This window comes from Streptacidiphilus sp. MAP12-16, from assembly GCF_041262165.1.
Classification (GTDB): domain Bacteria; phylum Actinomycetota; class Actinomycetes; order Streptomycetales; family Streptomycetaceae; genus Streptacidiphilus.
In genome coordinates this window covers 40,649-62,062 of record NZ_JBGCBY010000006.1, presented here as the reverse complement: position 1 = coordinate 62,062, position 21,414 = coordinate 40,649, and the positions used below count along the sequence as shown (strand labels likewise).

General features: G+C 72.0%; 17 protein-coding genes. 3 read left to right on the top strand and 14 right to left on the bottom strand.

All coding sequences use genetic code 11. The annotated features are described in order from the left end of the window. Positions 1-41: 41 nt before the first annotated feature. The 4 genes from cobA to ABIA33_RS09320 all read right to left on the bottom strand — a co-directional run bounded on the left by cobA (position 42) and on the right by ABIA33_RS09320 (position 7,237). Positions 42-1,253 (bottom strand): uroporphyrinogen-III C-methyltransferase, encoded by a 1,212-nt coding sequence (gene cobA / locus ABIA33_RS09335; RefSeq protein ID WP_370079188.1) that lies wholly within the window; start codon positions 1,251-1,253, stop codon positions 42-44. Positions 1,254-1,386: 133 nt separating this feature from the next. Beyond that, complete coding sequence (gene cobT, locus ABIA33_RS09330) at positions 1,387-4,983, bottom strand: nicotinate-nucleotide--dimethylbenzimidazole phosphoribosyltransferase (protein WP_370079186.1); 3,597 nt, start codon at positions 4,981-4,983, stop codon at positions 1,387-1,389. A 384-nt stretch (positions 4,984-5,367) separates the two neighbouring features. Then, the gene (gene cbiE, locus ABIA33_RS09325) at positions 5,368-6,582 is read right to left on the bottom strand and encodes a precorrin-6y C5,15-methyltransferase (decarboxylating) subunit CbiE (protein ID WP_370079184.1); all 1,215 of its coding nucleotides are present in this window, start codon (positions 6,580-6,582) and stop codon (positions 5,368-5,370) included. Between the two features lie 64 nt (positions 6,583-6,646). After that, positions 6,647-7,237 (bottom strand): GNAT family N-acetyltransferase, encoded by a 591-nt coding sequence (locus ABIA33_RS09320; protein WP_370079182.1) that lies wholly within the window; start codon positions 7,235-7,237, stop codon positions 6,647-6,649. A gap of 1,239 nt (positions 7,238-8,476) precedes the next feature. On the opposite strand from ABIA33_RS09320, the gene ABIA33_RS09315 reads away from it, so the two are divergent. Then, complete coding sequence (locus tag ABIA33_RS09315; RefSeq protein WP_370079180.1) at positions 8,477-8,902, top strand: C40 family peptidase; 426 nt, start codon at positions 8,477-8,479, stop codon at positions 8,900-8,902. Between the two features lie 100 nt (positions 8,903-9,002). On the opposite strand, the gene ABIA33_RS09310 is transcribed toward ABIA33_RS09315, so the two are convergent. Further along, positions 9,003-9,503: a GNAT family N-acetyltransferase gene (locus ABIA33_RS09310; RefSeq protein ID WP_370079178.1), complete on the bottom strand. Its 501-nt coding sequence runs from the start codon at positions 9,501-9,503 to the stop codon at positions 9,003-9,005. A 182-nt stretch (positions 9,504-9,685) separates the two neighbouring features. Between ABIA33_RS09310 and ABIA33_RS09305 the strand changes: the two genes are divergently transcribed. Next, entirely contained in the window at positions 9,686-11,176 is a 1,491-nt protein-coding gene (locus ABIA33_RS09305; RefSeq protein ID WP_370079176.1) for an FAD-dependent monooxygenase, read from the top strand. Here ABIA33_RS09305 and ABIA33_RS09300 read toward each other — a convergent pair. Next, the gene (locus ABIA33_RS09300) at positions 11,145-11,675 is read right to left on the bottom strand and encodes an RNA polymerase sigma factor (RefSeq protein WP_370079174.1); all 531 of its coding nucleotides are present in this window, start codon (positions 11,673-11,675) and stop codon (positions 11,145-11,147) included. The two genes, ABIA33_RS09305 and ABIA33_RS09300, sit on opposite strands and share 32 nt — an antisense overlap. A gap of 297 nt (positions 11,676-11,972) precedes the next feature. Between ABIA33_RS09300 and ABIA33_RS09295 the strand changes: the two genes are divergently transcribed. Further along, entirely contained in the window at positions 11,973-12,716 is a 744-nt protein-coding gene (locus ABIA33_RS09295) for a lysophospholipid acyltransferase family protein (protein ID WP_370079775.1), read from the top strand. 77 nt (positions 12,717-12,793) lie between these two features. On the opposite strand, the gene argH is transcribed toward ABIA33_RS09295, so the two are convergent. From argH to ABIA33_RS09255, 8 genes are all read right to left on the bottom strand, one after another. After that, entirely contained in the window at positions 12,794-14,206 is a 1,413-nt protein-coding gene (gene argH, locus ABIA33_RS09290) for an argininosuccinate lyase (RefSeq protein ID WP_370079172.1), read from the bottom strand. A gap of 6 nt (positions 14,207-14,212) precedes the next feature. Next, the gene (locus ABIA33_RS09285; RefSeq protein ID WP_370079170.1) at positions 14,213-15,412 is read right to left on the bottom strand and encodes an argininosuccinate synthase; all 1,200 of its coding nucleotides are present in this window, start codon (positions 15,410-15,412) and stop codon (positions 14,213-14,215) included. A gap of 125 nt (positions 15,413-15,537) precedes the next feature. After that, complete coding sequence (locus tag ABIA33_RS09280; protein ID WP_370079168.1) at positions 15,538-16,077, bottom strand: arginine repressor; 540 nt, start codon at positions 16,075-16,077, stop codon at positions 15,538-15,540. Between the two features lie 5 nt (positions 16,078-16,082). Beyond that, complete coding sequence (locus ABIA33_RS09275; protein ID WP_370079166.1) at positions 16,083-17,273, bottom strand: acetylornithine transaminase; 1,191 nt, start codon at positions 17,271-17,273, stop codon at positions 16,083-16,085. Next, a complete protein-coding gene (gene argB / locus ABIA33_RS09270; RefSeq protein ID WP_370079164.1) occupies positions 17,270-18,208 on the bottom strand; it encodes an acetylglutamate kinase in 939 nt (312 codons plus the stop codon). Before argB ends, ABIA33_RS09275 begins: the two co-directional genes overlap by 4 nt. Positions 18,209-18,239: 31 nt before the next feature. Then, positions 18,240-19,394, bottom strand: coding sequence for a bifunctional glutamate N-acetyltransferase/amino-acid acetyltransferase ArgJ (gene argJ / locus ABIA33_RS09265; RefSeq protein WP_370079773.1), 1,155 nt, complete (start codon positions 19,392-19,394; stop codon positions 18,240-18,242). 23 nt (positions 19,395-19,417) lie between these two features. Beyond that, on the bottom strand, positions 19,418-20,461 hold the full coding sequence (gene argC, locus ABIA33_RS09260; protein ID WP_370079162.1) for an N-acetyl-gamma-glutamyl-phosphate reductase: 1,044 nt from the start codon (positions 20,459-20,461) through the stop codon (positions 19,418-19,420). Positions 20,462-20,519: 58 nt separating this feature from the next. Then, on the bottom strand, positions 20,520-21,314 hold the full coding sequence (locus ABIA33_RS09255; protein WP_370079160.1) for an SDR family NAD(P)-dependent oxidoreductase: 795 nt from the start codon (positions 21,312-21,314) through the stop codon (positions 20,520-20,522). Positions 21,315-21,414 lie beyond the last annotated feature (100 nt).

The following is a 21,414-nucleotide window of genomic DNA, read 5'->3' as shown; positions in this document are numbered from 1 at the left end:
GGTGTCGATCCTGCCCCCATCTCGCCAACGTGCCAAGCTCGTCAGCGTGTCAGGGCGACGACGTCACCGATGACCACGACGGCGGGCGGACGGATCTGCTCGGCCTCGACGACGACGGCCACGGTGGCGAGGGTGGCGTCGACGCGGCGCTGCGCGGCGGTGGTGCCCTCCTGGACGACGGCGACCGGGGTCTCCGGCGAGCGTCCGCCCGCGATCAGGGCCGCGGCGATGGCGCCGATGCGTTCGACGGCCATCAGCAGCACCAGGGTTCCGCGCATCTTCGCGGCGGCGTCCCAGTCGACCAGGGAGCGGGGGTCCTCGGGGGCGACATGCCCGGAGATGACGCTGAACTCGTGGGTGACGCCCCGGTGGGTGACCGGGATCCCGGCGGCGGCCGGGACGCTGATGGAGCTGGAGATGCCGGGCACGACGATGACCGGGACGCCCGCTTCGGTGCAGGCGATGAGCTCCTCCATGCCCCGGCCGAACACGTACGGGTCGCCGCCCTTGAGGCGGACCACGAACTTCCCGGCCCTGGCGTGCTCGATCAGGGCGTTGTTGATGGCCTCCTGGGCCATGAAGCGGCCGTAGGGGATCTTGGCGGCGTCGATGACCTCGACGTGCGGGGGCAGCTCGTCCAGCAGCTCGCGGGGGGCGAGCCGGTCGGCGACGACGACGTCGGCCTCGGCGAGGAGGCGGCGTCCGCGCACCGTGATCAGATCCGGGTCGCCGGGGCCGCCGCCAACGAGGGCCACGCCGGCGGTGTGGCCGCGATGGTGGGCGGCGGCGAGGCTGCCGTCGCGCAGCGCGTTGACGATGGCGTCGCGCAGCGCGGCGGAGCGGCGGGGATCGCCGGAGAGGACGGCGACCGTGGTCTCAGCGTGGCGGCCCGCAGCCGGCGTCCAGGCGGTGGCGGCGGAGGCATCGTCGCTGCGGGAGCAGAAGGTGCGGTTGGCCTCGGCCTCCGCGGCGGCCGCCGAGTTGGCGCCGGGGTCGTCCGTGGCCGCAAGGACGTACCAGGCGTCGGCGAGGTCACCGTGCGCGTAGGGGCGGGCGAGCCAGGTCAACTCGCCCGCGTCGGCCATGGCCTGGACGGCGGGGGTGGTGTCGGGCGCGATCAGGAGGACGTCCGCGCCTGCGGCGAGCAGGGCCGGGAGGCGGCGCTGGGCGACCGTGCCACCGCCGAGAACGACGACGCGGCGCCCGGCCAGCCGCAGTCCTGCCGGGTAGGGCGGAGCGGGGGTGTCGGCCATCGGGGGATCTCCTGGAGGAACGGTCGGACAGGACGTGCGGACAGTCGAGTGGTCGTTCGCGCCCGTGGACTGCTCGCGGGCGTGCGGAACTGCGCGAACGAGCAGCCGCCGCACCGCGGATGGGGTCGGAGCGTCAGTGCTTGTCGGTGACGCCGGCCGAGTCGAACGTCGCTACATCGTGCATCGCCCGGGCCGCCGACTGCACCAGTGGCAGGGCCAGAAGTGCCCCCGTCCCCTCGCCGAGGCGCAGGTCCAGGTCGATCAGCGGGCGCAGACCGAGCTTCGCCAGTGCGGCCTTGTGCCCGGGCTCGGCGGATCGGTGTCCGGCGACGCACGCGGCCAGCACCTCGGGCGCGATGGCCTTCGCCACCAGGGCCGCCGCCCCCGCGATCACACCGTCGAGGATGACCGGCGTGCGCAGGCTCGCCGCGCCCAGCAGGAACCCGGCGATGGCGGCGTGCTCCAGACCGCCGACGGCCGCGACCACGCCGATCGGGTCGGCCGGGTCGGGGCGGTGCAGGGCCAGCGCCTCGCGGATGACGGCGACCTTGCGGGCATGGGTCTCGTCGTCGATGCCGGTGCCCCGGCCGGTGACGACCGACGGGTCCTCACCGGTGAAGACGCAGATCAGCGCGGCGGCAGCGGTGGTGTTGGCGATGCCCATGTCGCCGGTGATCAGCGCCTTGTTGCCGGCCGCGACCAGATCCCTGGCGGTCTCGATGCCGACCTCGATGGCACGCAGAGCCTCCTCCCGGGTCATCGCCGGTTCCACCGTCATGTCGGCGGTGCCGGGGCGGACCTTGCGCGGCAGCAGGCCGGTGGTCCGGCCCGAGTCGATGGCCGGAGGCAACTCGGAGGCGACCCCGACGTCGACGACGCAGACCTCCGCGCCGAGCTGGTTGGCGAACGCGTTGACGACCGCGCCACCCGCGAGGAAGTTCGCCACCATCTGGGCGGTGACCTCCTGCGGCCAGGGGGTGACGCCCTGGGCGTGCACACCGTGGTCCCCGGCGAAGATCGCCACGCAGGCGGGCTCGGGGATCGGCGGCGGGCACTTGCGGGAGAGGCCGCACAGTTGCGCGGAGATTATCTCCAGCATGCCCAGCGAACCGGCAGGCTTGGTCATCCGCTTCTGCCGGTCCCACGCCTCGCCGAGCGCCTTGGCGTCCAGCGGGCGGATGCCGCGCAGGGTCTCCTGCAGGACGCTGTGCGGCTCCTCGCCGGGCAGGGCGCGGCGGCCGTAGGTCTCCTCGTGCACGACCCAGGACAGGGGCCGCTTCTTGGCCCAGCCCGCCTGCGCGAGCTCGGGCTCCGAAGGGAACTCGTTGACGTAGCCGACACAGAGGTAGGCGACGACGTCGAGGTGCTCGGGCAGGCCGAGCTCGCGGACCATCTCCTGCTCGTCGAAGAAGCTGACCCAGCCGACGCCGAGGCCCTCGGCGCGGGCGGCGAGCCAGAGGTTCTCGACCGCGAGGGCGGCGGAGTAGGGGGCCATCTGCGGCTGCGTGTGCCGACCGAGGGTGTGGCGGCCGCCCCGGGTGCGGTCGGCGGTGACCACGATGTTCACCGGGGTCTCGACGATGGCCTCGATCTTCAGTTCCTTGAACTGCTTGGCGCGGCCCTTGGGAAGCGACTCGGCGTAGACGTCCCGCTGACGCTCCGCCAGCTCGTGCATCCGGGCCCGGGTCTTCGCGGAGCGGATCACCACGAAGTCCCAGGGCTGGGAGTAGCCGACACTGGGGGCGGTGTGGGCGGCCTCCAGGACCCGGATCAGCACCTCGTGCGGGATCGGGTCGAGGCGGAAGCCGTTGCGGATGTCGCGGCGTTCGCGCATCACGCGGTGGACCGCCTCGCGCATCTCGTCGTCATAGGCGGGGGCGGCGGGCCCGGCGAAGACCGGGGCGAGCGGAGGCTCGGCGTCCGTCTCGACATCGGTCTCGGCGTCGGTCTCGGCGTCGGCTTCTGGCGCGACCGATGTCTCGGCCTCTGCCTCGGCCTCTGCTTCGACCGCTGTCTCGGGCGCCTGGTGCCGGGCGTCCACCTGGGGTTCGGTCCGGGGCTCGACGATCTGGATCTCGGTGACCTGCGGCTCGCGGCTGTCGGGGCCTACAACCTGAGCCTCGGCAGCAGTCTGCTCCGCCATGGCGACGGGGGCCAGCGCCTCGACCGCTCCGGAGGCGTCCACCGCGAGGGCGACGCGTTCGGCGGTCGGCTGCGCGGGGGCTTCGAACGCCGTCGTCACCGTGGTGGCGAACTGCGGCTCGGACTCGGTCGGGGTCTGCGGGTCGAGCTGGTGCACAGGTGGGGCTTCCGCTTCGGACGAAGATGCCGTGGGCGGCACAGAGGACAGGGCAGGGTCGTTCAGATGTGCGGTTCCGAGGAAGGTCGTCTGACCGTCACCGGCCTCGGCGGGGTGAGCAGGCGCAACGGGGGCCGCGACCGGGTCCGGCGTGGGCACGGGCTCTTCGACGAACCGCGGCGGAACCGGGGGGGCCATGAACGCGGCGATGCGGCTCGTTCCGGCGTCAGGCGACGAGCTCTGCGCGGGGATCGACGCCTCGGACGCAGGCACGATCGCGGGCACGACCACGGGCTCGGCCGGGGCCGCGGCCGCCTCCGTCACCGGCTCCACGACCGGCTCCACGACCGGAAGCGGCTCGTGCGCGGCCTCGACGGCCGGTTCCGGCTGCGGCTCAAACACCTGCTCGGGCTCCGCCGCGGGCGGGGACGCGGGCTCAGACGCGGGCGTGTACGCGGGCGGGGACGCGAATTCGGGCGCCGGCGGCACGACCGCGCTGGGCGGCTCCACGACCACGGGCGATTCGACCTGTGCCGGGATCTGACTGGCATTCGAACCGAGGGTGCTCTCCGGCGAGGGCATCTGCACCGGGACGGTCGCCATCGCGGGCTCGGCGGCAAACTGCGCCGGCTCCGCCGCCGACGCGGTGTCAACCGCCGTACGCGCGGCTCCCTCGGCCGCTGCGAGCTGGTGGTCCAGGTACTCCGGGCCGGGATGGTGCGCGGGGACCGCGACCGGGACGCCGTAGGGGGGAGTCTGCGGGGCCTGGACGGTGAACGGCGAGGGATCGTGGGCGGACGGCCCGCGATCGGCCAGCGACCGTACCGGCACCTGCCCGGTCATCAGCGAGGGGTCAGGAATGGGCGGTCCGGCGTGCAGCGGGCGGCGCGGCGCGGCGAGGACGGGCTGCGGCTGTGCCTGCTCGGCGAGGGGGAGCTCGGCCACCATCGGCGGGCTGAGCGGGGGCCAGGACGGGGGAACCGGCTCCCCCGCCGGCTGGACCTGCTCGGGTGCGTAGATCTCAGGCTGCGACTGGGGCTGCGGCTGGAACTGGGCCTGGAACTGGGACTGGGCCACCATCGGGGCCTGCTCGACCGACGGCTCGACCGACGGACCCGGCAGTGTCTCGGGCTGCGGCAGGCCAGGCACGGCCACGGACGGCTCGCGCAGGACCGGCTCGCTCCAAGAACCCTGGGGACCTGGCATCAGCAGCTCGTCGTCCTCGTCGTCGAGCCCGTCCGGCAGGTCGAGGAAGGTGTAGGGCAGCCGGCCCTGGGAGTTGTGGCCCTGTGACGGGTCGGTGCCGAAGGGGTCGCGGGCAGCCTGCTCGCCGATCGGGGGCGTCGCCCCCAGAGGGGTCGGCTCCGCACCGTTCGCGACGAGCGGCGGCTCGGTCAGCCCCCCGTTAGGGACGTGGCCGGTATCGCTCATGTCACTGGCTCCTTCCAGGGCCGCGTGGCGTCCTTGGCGGCGCGATCACGGACCGCTGCGCACCCATCGTTCCGGTCCTCGCCTCGCTGCGACGGACCGGCAGGCACCGGTCTGCTCCCAACAACAACGACTGAACCGGGGCAACCGGCACGATCGCCTCGGACGTACCGGCATTCTTCCGGTCCGTCCGGTCCGGATGCGAACCAGCACGCCCACTCCTCGTGTGGTCTGCGCCACGTTCAGATATCGGACGGCCGGTCCGCGAGAACCAGGCGTCAGCCTACCGGCCGCGGCCGACAGCGCGGCCCAGGGTCTCGAACAGTGAGAGTCAACTGCCTGCTCAGAGCCAGTCCAGGAGGCGTTCGAGAGCTGGGCGGGGAGTTTTCAGCGGGTACCCCACAGCACGAACGAAGGTGCGGTCGGGCTCAGCGACTGCCCGTTCAGGCCCTTCTGTTCCACCAGTTGCGAGGCATGCAGCAGCGCGCCGTCGACGGTGTAGTTCACCTCCGCGAAGGCACGGCGGATCTCCTCGACCTGAGCCAGGGTTCCGGGCAGCGCGACGATCCGCTCAGGACGGCGGCCGAGGCAGGCGCGGAGGATCTCCGCACCGCCGCGGACCAGCACCACGTCCGGTTCGGGCAGGTCGGCGAGCGCGGCCGGGGCGGTGCCGTGCACGGTCTGCAGTTCCACACCGTAGCGGCGGGCACTGACATCCAGCCGCGCGCAGGCGTCTCCGTCCGGGTCGACGGCGATCACGGCGGCGCCGCAACGGGCGGCGTCCAGTGCGACCGCGCCGGCTCCCGCGGCGACGTCCCAGAGCAGGTCGCCGGGCCGCGGCCCGAGCCGGGCGAGCACCAGGGCCCTTACGGCGGCAGGCAGTTCACCGTTCGTACCGGCGTCTTCGGCCGGCGTGTCGCGGGCCCAGCCCCGGTCGGCGCCGGGGTAGTCGAGCGCGCGCCCGGCAAGCCAGCCCGAGGGTGGAACAGGACCGCGCGGGCTGCCGCCGACCACCAGGACCACGTTGGGATCACGCCACAGATGATCGGGGACACGGTCGGAGGTGAGGACGGTGATGTCCTCGTCCGGGGTACCCATGGCCTCGCAGACCACGAAGGTGCGGTGCACGTCCCGCAGCATCAGGGCGAGCTCGGAGGGCCCCGCGCCCGGCGACGTCAGCACGGCAACCTTGGGGTGCGCACGACAGATGTTGACGGCTCGTCGCAGACCGCGCCCGTGCGTGCTCACGACCTGGGCGTCGTCCCAGGGCATCCCGGCGCGCGCGAAGGCGGCGGCGACCGAGGAGACGGCGGGCAGCACCTCCAGTTCCAGCCCGTACTCGGGGCGGCGCAGCGTCCGCACGACCCCGAAGAAGCCGGGGTCGCCCTCGGCGACGACCACGGCCGTGCCCCGGTGGTCGGCGACCCGCCGGGCGACGAGTTCGACGCTGCCCAGCGCCATCCGGCTGGCGCCGGACGGTATCCGCAGGTTCTGCAGCTGGTACGTCCCCCCGGCGACGAGCGTCGCCGCGTCGAGTGCGGCTTGAGCTGTCTGCGAGAGCGGCGAGCCGTCCCAGCCGATCACCGTGACCCGGTCAGCCATCGAGGCTGTTCCCCCTCTTGCTCCACTGCCGTTGGCGAGTACCAGGCGAGAGTAGCCGCTCCGCTCACCAGTTCGGGTCGATGCCGTCGAGGTCCTCGGGAAGCAGGCTCCAGACGATCAGGTCACTGCGGCCGCGCCCTGCCGCCTCCCCGTCCCGGACGATCCAGGCGTTGCGCAGCACGCCCTCACTGATGCAGCCGATCTTCTGGGCGACCTGCTGGGCCGCGGTGTTCCCGGCGGCGGTACGAAGCTCCAGGCGTTCGAACTCCTGGTCCTCGAACAGCCAGTGCGCGACGCCGAGCAGCGCCTCGGCGGCGTAGCCCTCGCCGCGCGCCCAGGGCCCGGTGACCACAGTCGCCTCGGTGGCCCGCAGCCGCCAGTCGGTGCGGCGCAGCCGCACGGTGCCGACGAGGCGCTGGGTGAGGAACTCGTGGACGGCAAGAACGATTCCGCGCCCCTGCGCGCGTTCGGCGGGCGCCCGCAGCGACACCCAGGTCCGGGCGTCGGCGGCGGTGTAGGAGTGGGGCATGGTCGTCCAGGTGCGGACGAGTTCGTCACTCATCATGTCGGTGAGCGCTGGGACGTCCTCCGGTTCGAAGGCTCGCAGCACCAGCCGGTCGGTGCTGATCGAGATCTCGGGAAAGGTGGACGTCATGACCAGGGGCTCCTGCCTGTCGCCGCTCCTCGGCGGGGCTGATGGAACGATCATGCTGCAGGAAGGGCGCCCCCGTCACCCCTTCGGAGCGGCGAGCCGCCCGAAGGGGTGTTCGCCACGGCGTCAGAACGAGACCAGCACCGAGCCGTTGAAGGCCGTTGAAGGTGCTGTCGATGCACTTCCGCACCTCGGGCGGATCCCGTCGAGCCGGCGCAGCGCCTGTACACCTACGGCAGCGCCTGCACACCTACACGGGGTCCCCTGCGACGTTCCTGGCAGCCGAGTTCCGCGACGTCACTCCGCCGAGCCGGGCCCGGCTGGTGATGCGCCGCACGAGCGACGCAGATCCGGACCTGAGGAAGCCGTCACGCCGTCGGCCGGATCACCCCCACGGAGTACCTCGCCGAACACGCCGACCCCAGGGCCCCCTCCTACCGCAGAAAGCCCTGGTCAACCGGCCCGAACGGGCCTCGCCAGGGGCTCTCGGCCCCCCGCTCCCGACACGCCGAGCACCGTCCCACCTGCCTGCGTTGGGCGAACTGGCGGATACCGCCGCGCCGATCGAGCCGGACGCACGACCTGAAGCGAGCCAACGTACGCGCTGGTCATCGGATCGGTAGGGGCCGCAGGCGCGATCGCCGTCCGGCGACCGGTCCATCACCCGATTGGCTTCCCTCGGCCGACCGCCCGCGCCTGCTTCCCCGGCGGCCCAGGACACGCCGGCCGATCCACTGCCCCGGCAGCTGCCGTAGCCGCAACGACGGTCGGGGCGACCTCTGCTGACGGGTCGACAGATCTGCCCGAGCAGTGCTGCACCGGGGGTGGCGCGAGGCGACAGCGGTCCGTGACGCCCGGGAGCCGCCCGGTCGTGCCCGGCAAGCGCGCTGGATATGGTCCATCCGGGCAATGAAAGGATTCTTGATGACGAAGACTCCGAAGCCGCACCCGCATACAAACTGCGGGCGCGAGCGCCGCACCGCCGCGACAAGCTGCGGACTCCGCACGCTGCAGACGGCCACGAGCCGAACCCGTGCCGCTGTCTGGCCCCCACCCGGGGCCCGTGCCGAGCACCGGACCCGACCGACCGGACCCCCGGGTACCAGCGCCTGCAGCCGCCCGGCGGCCACGGCCGGATCGGGCAACCGACCCGCACGACCCGGGCCCGCCCGTCGCCCGGCACAGCCGACCGCCCCGGTCGCGTCCGCGGCGTCACGGCGCAGGCCACACTGCCGCGCCACGGTGACCGGGCTGCTCACCGCCGCCATCATCGGCGCGGCCGGCCTGCCCGGCTTGTGTCCCGAAGCCGGGGCGACCACCGTCGAGGTCAGAGCTCTGGGCATCGCCGCGTCGAAGCAGGGCGCTCCCTACCAGTGGGGAGCCACCGGTCCCAACCGCTTCGACTGCTCCGGTCTGACCTACTTCGCGTACCGCAAGGCCGGCAAGCGCCTGCCCCGCACCGCGCAGGCCCAGTACAACCGGGCCCAGCACATCGCCAGGAGCGGCCTACGACCCGGCGACCTGGTCTTCTTCCACCACGGCAACCACGTGTACCACGTGGGCATGTACGCAGGTGGAGGCAAGATGTGGGACGCGCCCCACACCGGGGCCCGAGTCCGGTTGGAGCGGATCTGGAACACCCCGGTCTGGTTTGGGCGCTTCCCCTGACCAACGGTCGCGAATTCACCCGCCCGGGCGCATCGTCCCCGTGCGACCGACGTCCACGACGGTCGCACGGGGACGGCGTTCACTTCACACCGTCAGGCTGTCACGCGGTCGCGGCCAGTGTCGCGACCGGCTTCTCCAGCGTGATGAAGCTGAGGCTGCGGGTTACCTCCTCGACCTCCGTCTGCCGGTAGCCGAGGCGCTGGTAGAGCCGCAGGTTGCCGATGCTGCGGTGCCCGGTGAACAGGCGGTACGCCTGCACCGGGCTGTCGCCCGCAGCGAGCAACTGCTCCATGCCGAGCACCAGGCGCGTGCCGAGTCCGTGCCGCTGCATCCGGGGGTGCACGCAGAGGCGACCTATCCGGCCCACCCCGCCCGCGTCCACCCAGCCGCGCACGCTGCCCACGACCTCGTCGCCCAGCCGGGCCACCAGCACGTGACGTTCCTTCAGCTCCGTGCGCAGGCTGTCCAGCGTCTGCGTCAACGGCTCTATGGCCCAGTCCCCGTAGAGTTCGGCCTCGCTCTGGTAGCAGAGGTACTGGAGTTTCAGGATCCGCTCGGCGTCGTCCTCGGAGGCGATCGAGGTGGTCACGCTCATGCCCATGCGCGCATTCCTCCCTTTCTTGTGTACCCCGGCCGCGAGGATGAGGGGGATGCGGACCGGGTTGCCCTGACCGGAGGTGGGTCGGTCCCGACGGCAGGCGTCGGGACCGGGCGTACGTTTAGAGCCCACTACCCATTCATGCGCCCTTCCCAACCATCCGCTGCGCGGCATAGTGGGGAGGCATGACGACTGAACCCGTGCCCACCGCCGCCGACGTCCTGATCGTCGGCGCCGGACCCACCGGACTGCTGCTCGCGGGCGACCTCGCCGCTGCCGGCCTCAACGTCACCATGCTGGAGCGACGCGTCGAGGAGTCCAACCTCACCCGCGCCTTCGCCGTCCACGCGCGGACCCTGGAGCAGCTCGACGCGCGCGGAGTCGCCGACGACCTCCTCGCCACCGGAACGGCCCTGCGCTCGCTCCGCCTCTTCGGCCGCCTCACCGTGGACCTCTCGAAACTCCACACCCGCTTCCCTTTCGTCCTGATCACCCCGCAGTCCAACACCGAGCGTCTGCTGGAACGCCGGGCCGTAGATGCCGGCGCGGTCGTCGTGCGCGGCGCGAAGGTCACCGCACTGCGCCAGGACGGGAGCGGTGTCGAACTCGACGCCGAGCACCCGGACGGACGAACGATCACCTATTCGGCCCAGTACGCGGTGGGCACCGACGGCGTCCACAGCACCGTCCGCGCGCTGCTGGACATCCCGTTCCCCGGCGAGGCCGTGGTCAACTCGGTGATGCTGGCGGACGTCCGGCTCGAGCACGCGCCCGGCGAGGTGCTCACCGTGGGCGCCAACGAGCAGGGCTTCGCCTTCCTCGCACCGTTCGGCGACGGCTGGTACCGGATCATCGCCTGGGACCGGGCCCGGCAACTGCCCGACAGCGCCCCGGTCGACCTCGACGACATCCGCGGTATCGCCGGACGCGTCCTCGGTGACGACTTCGGCATGCACGACGCCCGTTGGCTGTCCCGCTTCCACAGCGACGAACGGCAGGCGCCGACCTACCGTCAGGGGCGGGTGTTCCTCGCCGGGGACGCCGCCCACTGCCACTCCCCCGCCGGCGGCCAGGGCATGAACACCGGCCTCCAGGACGCCGCCAACCTCGGCTGGAAACTCGTCGCGGCGGTGCGGGGGTGGGCGGCGCCCGACCTGCTGGACAGCTACCAGGCGGAGCGCCACCCGGTCGGCCGGACGGTGCTGCGGACCTCGGGCGGCCTGCTCCGGGTGGCGCTGGCGCAGTCCGTGCCGACCCGGATCGTGCGCGGCGCGCTTTCCGCACTGGCCGACCGGCTCGGCCCGCTGGCCAGGCGCGGTGGGCGAACCGTCTCCGGCATCGACATCTCCTACGCGGCGACCGCCCCCGCAGGCGCACACCGGCTGACCGGACGACGCATCCCCGACCTGCGACTGGCCGCCGGGCCGGAGGGCTCGGACAAGGGGCCGACCCGCCTCTACGAGGCGCTGCGCTCCGGGACGTTCGTCCTGGTCGGCACGAGTCCGGAGCTCGGCGACGCGTGGTCCGACCGGCTGCACGGCGCCGTGCCCGCCGGGAGCCTGGGCACGACGATCCTGGTCCGTCCCGACGGCTACGCCGCCTGGGCGGCCGAGCACCCGAGCCCGGAGGAGACCCGCTCTGCGCTCAGGAACCACTTGGGGGCGCCCACGTCCTGACGTCCCGCAGCGCATGGCGCAGGCAGGCCAGGCAGCGGGCGCGGACCGGGCCGATGCTGCCGCGCGGCATCGACATGTCCTCGGACAGCTCCCGGTAGCTCAGCGGCGGCGACTCCAGCAGGGCGGCCATCAGCACCGGGCAGCGGGAGGGCAGCCGGGCGATCGCGGCACGCAACTCCCGTGCCTGCTCGGCAGCCAGCGCCCGACGTTCGGGGCACGTCGCGTCGGCTGACGCCGATCCGCGCTGCCGCTCGGCCGCCTCCCGGGCCCGGGACAGGACCTCGGCCTCGGCGGTCGCAGCGCGGAACTCCTGGATCGTCAACGCCCGTAGCCGGGCCCCGGGGTGGGACACCGGCGCCTCCGCCGCGGCACGCAGCCACACCTGCTGCTCCAGATCCTCCGGATCGAGGCCGTGTGCCGCGGCCAGGCTGCGGAGCATGCCGAGGAACGCCCCGCGCAACGCGGGGTCGGCGGCTGCGGCGGCGAGGGTTGGCGTCAACGGCGCTCCCAGGGACGGTTTCCGGCGGGTCACAGGACGAGACGCGGCAACCCCCGGCCGGGGATGCGTGCCACCGGACATACCACTCGCACGGGTGAGGTGCGGCGCAACACGGGCCACACAGAGCTGTAACCAACCGACCAACAGAATGTAACCAAGGCCACGTCAGTCGGTGTTCCTGCGGGTAACCCGGAACCGGTAGCGTCACTGCCCAGCGCCCCGAACGGCCGCTCCCCGGCGCACGGCTCCCCTCCCCCGCACGATCCCGACAACTCCTGACGACGGAGGACTGTGGTGTTGTTCTACTGGCTGCTCAAGAGGATCGTCATCGGTCCGCTGGTACGCCTGCTCTACCGGCCGCGTGTCACCGGCCTCGGCAACGTCCCGGCGCACGGCCCGGCCATCATCGCGCCGAACCACCTGTCCTTCTGCGACTCGATCTTCATCCCGCTACTGGCCCCGCAGCAGGTGCACTACGTCGCCAAGGCCGAGTACTTCACCGGAACCGGGCTCAAGGGCCGACTGATGGCGGGCTTCTTCACCGGCGTCGGCGCGGTGCCGGTGGACCGCAGCGGCGGCCGGGCCTCGATCGCCGCCATCGACACCGGGCTGCGCACCCTGCGCGAGGGCAAGCTGTTCGGCATCTACCCCGAGGGCACCCGCTCCCCGGACGGCCGACTGCACCGGGGCCGCACGGGAGTGGCGCGACTCGCGCTGGCCAGCGGCGTACCGGTGATCCCGGTCGGGCTGGTCGGCACGGACCGGGTGCAGCCGAACGGCAGCCTGATGTGGAAGCTCGGCTCACGCCCCGAGGTGCGCTTCGGCGCACCGCTCGACTTCTCCCGCTACGCGGGGATGGAGGACGACCGCTTTGTACTGCGCGCGGTGACGGACGAGATCGTGGCGGCGATCCTGGCCCTGTCCCAACAGGAGTACGTGGACATGTACGCAACTAAAGCGAAGGCCCTGGCGAGCAGGGCCCGCGCGGAAGCCGCCGCAGCCGCACAGTCCGCTGCCGCGGATCTGCCCGAGGCGGCCTGAGCGCCGCGCCCGACTTACGGCCTGGGGTGCGAGGTGTCCGGCCGGTCCGACCGAACACCCCCGCTACGGCGTCCGCGCTACGCGCCGACCCATTCCTGCTGGACCGCGAGGTCGGCCTTGACCTCGGCGAGCTGCACCGCCACGGCGGAGGGCGCGGTGCCTCCGCGTCCGTCCCGGGAGGCGATCGCGCCGTGCACGGTGAGCACCTCGCGCACCTCGGGCGTCAGCGTCGGTGAGATCTCCGCGAACTGCTCGTCCGTCAGATCCGACAGCTCCAGGCCGCGCGGCTCGCAGAACTTGACGCAGGCGCCGGCCACCTCGTGCGCGACGCGGAACGGCGTGCCCTGCTTGACCAGCCACTCGGCGATGTCGGTGGCGAGGGAGAACCCGGCCGGGGCCAGTTCCTCCAGCCGCTCGTCGTGGACGGTGAGTGTCGCCATCATCCCGGTGAAGGCCGGGAGCAGCACCTCAAGCGTGTCGCAGGAGTCGAAGACGGGCTCCTTGTCCTCCTGCAGGTCCCGGTTGTACGCGAGCGGCAGCGCCTTGAGGGTGGCGAGCAGCCCGGTGAGGTTGCCGATGAGGCGTCCCGACTTGCCGCGCGCCAGCTCGGCGATGTCCGGGTTCTTCTTCTGCGGCATGATCGAGGAACCGGTGGAGAAGGCGTCGTGCAGTGTGATGAAGCCGAACTCCTTGGTGTTCCAGATGATCACCTCCTCCGCGATCCGGGAGAGGTTGATGCCGATCATCGCCGTGATGAAGGCGAACTCCGCGACGTAGTCGCGGGATGCCGTGCCGTCGATGGAGTTGGCCGCCGACCCGCCCTCGAAGCCGAGCTCGGCCGCGACGAACTGCGGGTCCAGACCCAGCGAGGACCCCGCGAGGGCGCCCGACCCGTAAGCCGACACGGCAGTCCGGACGTCCCACTGGCGCAGCCGCTCCGCGTCCCGGCTCAGCGCCTGGACGTGGGCGAGGACGTGGTGGGCGAACAGCACCGGCTGTGCGTGCTGCAGGTGAGTCCGGCCCGGCATGGCGGTGTTCGGGTGGGCTTCGGCGAGGCCGACCAGGGCCTGCTGCAGGTCGAGGATCAGTCCGCCGATGATGCGGGCGTGGTCGCGGAGGAACATCCGGCCCAGGGTGGCGATCTGGTCGTTGCGGGACCGGCCGGCCCGCAGCTTGCCGCCGAGGTCGGGGCCCAGTCGCTCCAGCAGACCGCGTTCGAGGGCGGTGTGCACGTCCTCGTCGGCGACGGTGCCGGTGAAGGCGCCCGACCGGACGTCGGCGAGGAGGGCGTCCAGGCCGTCGAGCATCCGGGACAGCTCGTCGTCGGAGAGCAGCCCCGCCCGGTGCAGCACCTTCGCGTGGGCCTTCGAGCCGGCGATGTCGTAGGGCGCGAGCCGCCAGTCGAAGTGCACCGAGGCGGACAGTCGCGCCAGTGCCTCTGACGGTCCGTCGGCGAACCGCGCGCCCCAGAGCCGTACGTCGTTGGTCATCGCTGCTCAGCCCTGCTGCAGGTCGCGCTTGGAGGCGATCTTCGACGACATGCCGAAGAGCTCGATGAAGCCCTTGGACAGCGACTGGTCGAAGGTGTCGCCGGTGTCGTAGGTGGCGAGGTTGAAGTCGTACAGCGACTCGTTGGACTTGCGGCCGTTGACGACGGCGCGACCGCCGTGCATGACCATCCGGATCTCGCCGGTGACGTGCTGGTTGGCCTCGTTGACGAAGCCGTCCAGGGCGCGCTTGAGGGGCGAGAACCACAGGCCGTCGTAGACCAGTTCGGCCCAGCGCTGCTCGACCTGCCGCTTGTAGCGGGCGAGTTCGCGCTCGACGGTGACGTTCTCCAGCGCCTGGTGGGCCGTGATCAGCGCGATGGCGCCGGGGGCCTCGTAGATCTCGCGGGACTTGATGCCGACGAGCCGGTCCTCGACCATGTCGAGCCGTCCGATGCCCTGGGCGCCGGCGCGCTTGTTGAGCTCCTCGATCGCCTGAAGCACCGTCACCTTGCGGCCGTCGATGGCGACGGGAACGCCGCCCTCGAAGCTGATGACGACCTCGTCGGCCTGGCGCGGCGTGCCCGGGTCCTGGGTGTACTCGTAGACGTCCTCGATCGGCGCGTTCCAGATGTCCTCGAGGAATCCGGTCTCGACGGCCCGCCCGAACACGTTCTGGTCGATCGAGTACGGGTTCTTCTTGGTGGTGACGATGGGGAGGTTCTTGGCCTCGGCGAAGGCGATGGCCTTGTCCCGGGTCATCGCGTAGTCGCGGACCGGCGCGATGCACTTCAGGCCCGGCGCCAGGGAGTTGATGCCGACCTCGAAGCGGACCTGGTCGTTGCCCTTGCCGGTGCAGCCGTGGGCGACCGTGCTCGCCCCGTGCTTCTGCGCGGCGGCGACCAGGTGCTTGACGATGACCGGCCGCGACAGGGCGGAGACCAGCGGGTACTGCCCCTGGTAGAGCGCGTTGGCCTTGAGCGCCGGGAGGCAGTACTCGTCGGCGAACTCCTGCCGGGCGTCGGCGACCTCGGCCTCGACGGCGCCGCAGTCCAGCGCCCGCTGGCGGATCGCGTCCAGGTCCTCGCCACCCTGGCCGACGTCGACGGCGACCGCGATGACCTCGGCGCCGGTCTCCTCGGCGATCCAGCCGATGCAGACGGACGTGTCCAGACCGCCCGAGTAGGCGAGTACGACGCGCTCGGTCATGGCTATCTCCATTCAGGGTGCAGGGTTCGGTGCGGGGTTCACGGTGCAGGCTCATGCGGCGCTTGGAATAATTATGCATGAGACCGTATGGAATTCAAAGCGGTAAGGGCGGGTGCCGAGCCGCCTCAGGACTGGGCGAGGCGCAGCAGGTGGTCGGACAGGGCCTGGCCACCGGCGGGGTCGCGGCTGATGAGGAGGACGGTGTCGTCGCCGGCGATGGTGCCGATTATCTCGTGCATGCCGGACTGGTCGATGGCGGAGGCGAGGAACTGGGCCGCGCCGGGCGGGGTGCGGAGGACGACGAGGTTGCCGGAGGCGGTGGCGGAGACCATCAGCTCGGAGGCGAGCCGGGCCAGGCGGCCCTCGTTGGCGGACTCCCCCATCGGGGCCTGCGGGGTGCGGTCGCCGCCCTCCGCGGGGACGGCGTAGATCAGGGTGCCGTACTGGTTGCGGATCTTGACCGCCCCCAGCTCGTCCAGATCGCGGGAGAGCGTGGCCTGGGTGACCGCGAGGCCGTCGTCCGCGAGCAGCTTGGCCAGCTGGCTCTGCGAGCGGATGGGCTGACGGGTCAGCAGGTCCACGATGCGCCGGTGCCGTGCCGTCCGCGTCTGCGGGAGCTGGGACACCGGTCCCCCCGTGCTGGGATCGTGCTGGGCATCGGTCATTGGTATCAATCAGCCTCTCGTACGGATCGCAGGATACCGGGCAGCACGGCGAGGAAGGCGTCCGCGTCCCGCTCGCCGAGGATCAGCGGCGGGGCGAGCCGGACCGCGTCCGGCACTGCCGCGTTGACCAGGAATCCGGCGCGCTGGGCGGCGGCCTGGACCTGCGGTGCGACCGGACGGGTCAGCACGATGCCGAGCAGCAGGCCAGTGCCCCTGACGTGGTCCACCAGGGGATCGCCTATCGCTTCGATCCCGTTCCTGAGCCGCTCGCCGACCTTGGCCACGTGGTCGAGTAGCCCCTCGGACTCGATGGTGTCCAGCACCGCCAGGGCTGCCGCGCAGACGACCGGGTTGCCGGAGAAGGTGCTGCCGTGGTGTCCGGGGTGCAGCAGGTTCGCGGCATCGCCGAAGGCGAGGGTGGCGCCGATCGGCAGGCCGCCGCCGAGGCCCTTGGCAAGGGTGACGATGTCCGGGTCGACTCCCTCGAACGCCTGGTGGGCGAACCAGTGCCCGGTGCGGCCGATGCCGGTCTGGATCTCGTCGAGGACGAGCAGGGTGCCGGTCGCGCGGGTGATCTCCCGGGCGGCGAGCAGGTAGTCGGCGGGCGGGACGACCACGCCGTTCTCGCCCTGCACCGGTTCGAGCATCACCAGCGCGGTGTCCGTGGTAACGGCCGCACGCAGTGCCTCGACGTCGCCGAAGGGGACATGGGTGACATCGCCGGGCAGGGGCAGGAACGGCTCCTGCTTCGCCGGCTGTGCGGTGAGCGCGAGGGCGCCCATGGTCCGGCCGTGGAAGCCGCCGACGGCGGAGACCATGTGGGTGCGGCCGGTGAGCCGTCCCATCTTGAAGGCGGCCTCGTTGGCCTCGGCACCCGAGTTGGAGAAGTAGACGCGGCCGTCCGGGCGGCCGTCGAGTGCGACGAGCCGTTCCGCCAGCCGGACCGTGGGCTCGGTCAGGAAGAAGTTGGAGATGTGGCCGAGGGTGCCGATCTGCCGGGTGACCGCCTCGACGATCGCCGGGTGGGCGGTGCCGAGGGCGTTGACCGCGATGCCGCCGAGGAAGTCGGTGTAGCGCTTGCCGTCGGCGTCCCACAGGTGCACGCCCTCGCCCCGGACCAGCGGGATGCGCGGGGTACCGAAGTTGTTCATGAGCGCGTGCTGCCACCGCTCGGTCAGTTCCTGGTTGTTCGTCATGCGAGCCCCCCGGTGATGATCGGTTCGTTGTCGGTGTCGGGCACGACCATCGTGCCGATGCCCTCGTCGGTGAAGATCTCCAGCAGCAGGCTGTGCTGGACGCGGCCGTCGAGCACGCGCGCCGTGCCGACGCCCTCGCGCACGGCGCGCAGGCAGCCCTCCATCTTCGGCCGCATCCCGCTGGCCAGCGTCGGCAGCATCTTCTCCAGCTCCGTCGCGCTGAGCTGGCTGATCACATCGTCGCTGGAGGGCCAGTCGGCGTAGAGGCCCTCGACGTCGGTCAGGACGACGAGCATCTCGGCGTCCAGGGCGACCGCCATGGCGGCGGCGGCGGTGTCGGCGTTGACGTTGTAGACGTGGCCGTCGGTGCCTCGGGCGATGGAGGAGATGACGGGGATGCGCCCGTTGTCCAGCAGGGCGTTGACCGCGCCGGGCTCGACCCTGGCGATGTCGCCGACGAGGCCGATGTCGACCTGCTCGCCGTCCACGTCCGCGTAGCGCTTGACGGCGGTCATGGTGTGGGCGTCCTCGCCGGTCATGCCGACGGCGAAGGGCCCGTGCTCGTTGAGCAGGCCGACGAGGTCGCGCTGGACCTGCCCGGAGAGGACCATCCGGACGACGTCCATGGTCTCGGGGGTGGTGACGCGGAGTCCGGCGGTGAAGGAGGACTCCAGGCCGAGCTTGGCGAGCTGGGCGCTGATCTGCGGACCGCCGCCGTGCACGATGACCGGTCGCAGTCCGGCGTAGCGCAGGAAGACGACGTCCTGGGCGAAGGCGGCCTTCAGCGAATCGTCGACCATGGCGTTGCCGCCGAACTTGATGACGACGGTCTTGCCGTGGAAGCGCTCCAGCCAGGGCAGGGCCTCGATCAGGGTGAGTGCCTTGGGAAGGGCGGTGTTGTTGCGGGCCTGTTCGCCCTTGGGTGCGATCTGCACGGCAGCCGGCGCTTCCTTTCTGGTCGCAGTCTCAGCTGGAGTAGGCGCTGTTCTCGTGGACGTAGTCGGCGGTGAGGTCGTTGGTCCACACGGTGGCGGTGGCGTCGCCGGCATGCAGGTCGGCGGTGATGACCACCTGGCGGTCCTTCATGCTGACCAGGTCGCGGTCCTCGCCGACGCTGCCGCTCCGGCAGACCCAGACGCCGTTGATGGCGACGTCGAGGGCGTCGGGGTCGAAGACGGCGTGGGTGGTGCCGATCGCGGCGAGGACGCGGCCCCAGTTGGGGTCCTCGCCGTGGATGGCGCACTTGAGCAGGTTGTTGCGGGCGATGGTGCGAGCGACGTCGACGGCCTCGTGCTCGGTGGCGGCTCCGACGACGTCGATGCGGACGTCCTTGCTGGCGCCCTCGGCGTCGCCGACGAGCTGCAGCGCGAGGTCGGCGCAGACGGTGCGGACGGCTTCGGCGAACTCCTGCTGATCGGGCGTCAGCTCGCTGGCGCCCGAGGCCAGGAGGAGGACGGTGTCGTTGGTGGACATGCAGCCGTCGGAGTCGACCCGGTCGAAGGTGGTGCGAGTGGCGTCGCGCAGTGCCTCGTCCAACCGGGCCGGTTCCAGGGCGGCGTCGGTGGTGAGCACGACGAGCATGGTGGCCAGGCCGGGGGCGAGCATGCCGGCGCCCTTCGCCATCCCGCCGACGGTCCAGCCGTCGGGGTGGGCCACGGCAGCGGTCTTGTGGACGGTGTCGGTGGTCTTGATGGCGATGGCGGCGGCCTCGCCACCGTCCGGGCTCAGCGCCGCCGCAGCGGCGTCGACACCGGGGAGCAGTTTGTCCATGGGAAGCCGGACTCCGATGAGGCCGGTGGAGGCGATGGCGATCTCGGCCGCGTTGAGGCCGAGCGCGTCGGCGGCCCGCTCGGCGGTGGCGTGGGTGTCCTGGAAGCCCAGCGGTCCGGTGCAGGCGTTGGCGCCACCGGAGTTGAGCACGACGGCGGAGACCTGGCCACCCTTGAGAACCTGCTCGGACCAGTGCACCGGGGCGGCCTTGACCCGGTTGGAGGTGAAGACGCCGGCGGCGGCCAGGGAGGGTCCGTCGTTGACGACGAGTGCGAGGTCGGGGGTGCCGGAGACCTTGATCCCCGCGGTGATGCCGGCCGCACGGAAGCCCTTCGCCGCGGTGACTCCGATGCCTGCGGCGGTCTGATGGCTGGTCACGGTGCGACTCCAGTCTGGGGAAGGCCGAGTTCCTCGGCCAGGCCGAGGGCGATGTTCATGCTCTGGACCGCGCCGCCCGCCGTGCCCTTGGCGAGGTTGTCGATGGCGCTGATGGCGGTGATCCGGCCGACGCTCTCGTCGAGGGCGACCTGGACCAGGGCGTTGTTGGACCCGCACACGGCCGCGGTGGCGGGCCACTGACCCTCGGGCAGGACGTGGACGAAGGGCTCGGCCGCGTACGCGGCGGTGTAGGCGGCGCGGAGCTGGTGGACCGTGACGCCCGGTCGCGCCTTGACGCTGCAGGTCGCGAGGATCCCCCGGGACATCGGCGCGAGGGTGGGCGTGAAGGACACGGCGACGTGCTCCCCGGCGACCCCGGACAGGTTCTGGGTCATCTCGGGGGTGTGCCGGTGCACGCCGCCAACGCCGTAGGGGCTCATGCTGCCCATGACCTCGCTGCCCAGCAGGTGGGTCTTCGCGGCCTTGCCGGCACCGGAGGTGCCGGAGGCCGCGACGACCACGGCCTCGGGCTCGGCGAGCCCGGCGGCGTAGGCGGGGATCAGGGCAAGGGTGACGGCGGTGGGGTAGCAGCCGGGGACGGCGATGCGCCTGCTGCCCTTGAGTGCGTCGCGGGCGCCCGGGAGCTCCGGCAGCCCGTACGGCCAGGTGCCGGCGTGCGGAGAACCGTAGAACTTCTCCCAGTCGACCGGGTCCTTGAGCCGGAAGTCCGCGCCGCAGTCGACGATCAGCACGTCCTCGCCGAGTTGCTCGGCGACGGCGGCGGACTGGCCGTGGGGCAGGCCCAGGAAGACGACGTCGTGCCCGGCGAGGGTCTCGGGGCTGGTCGGCTCCAGGACGCGGTCGGCGAGTGGAAGCAGGTGCGGCTGGAGTTCGCCGAGGCGCGTTCCGGCGTTGCCACCGCCGGTGAGCGCGCCGATCTCGATCTGGGGATGGTTCAGCAGCAGTCGCAGGACCTCGCCGCCCGCGTACCCGCTCGCTCCTGCCACCGCTGCCCGGAATGTCTTGGGCGGGAATGCCATGACTCCTCCTCCGCTTCGGGATAACTATACGAAGGAAGGCACATTCATGCAATCGTGCTCAGTGCAGCGCGTGCGGCGTCCGGGCGTCGTTCCCGCCGATCGCGCGGGCCTGCTCCAGCAGCTCACCGATGCTGTCCCGGCCGAGGTCCAGGAAGCGCCCGTGCAGGGGGTCCAGGCGTCCACGCGCCGCGTCGACGACGGTGGCGACCAGTAGCGGGATGCTTCCCCAGTGGACCATGTCCGCGAACATCGGCATTCCTGCCGTCATCTCGGTGGCCACCACACCGGGGCTGACGTCCAGCACGGTCACCCCGTGCGGGCGCAGCGGCCCCGCGACGGTCTCGCTCAGCCGCAGCAGCGCCGCCTTGGACGTGGCATAGGCGGAGTAGCGCCAGTCCGGGCGCAGCGCGAAGGCCGAGTTGAGGTTCACCACCCGGCCGCGCCGCCGCTCCACCATGCCGGGCAGCACCGACCGCATCAGGTTGAAGGGTCCGCGCAGGTTGGTCTCCACCACCGACCACCACTGGGCGGGGTCGGCCTCCCACATCGGCACTTCGGCGCGGTCGACCTGGCCCGCGTTGTTGACCAGCAGGTCGATCGGGCCCAGGTCGCGCTCGACGCTGCGGACCGCGTCCCGCACGGCGCCGGGGTTGGAGACGTCGGCGGCCACGGCGACGCACTTGACGCCGTTCCGCGCGCAGGAGCGCAGGGTGTCCGTCAGGGTCTCGCGATGGCGACCGAGCACCCCCAGGTGCATGCCCTCCTCGGCCAGGCCGAGGGCGATGTGCCGCCCGATGCCGCGGCCGGCACCGGTGACGAGACCGACCTGTCCTTCGAGCGTGCGCAGGGACATCGTGGACTCGCTTCCGCTGTGGGGCTGAGCGGGCTGGGTGGCGTGCGGTGCCGCACGGCGCGTGCCCGGACCGTCATTCTTGATCGCCGCACTCCGCCAC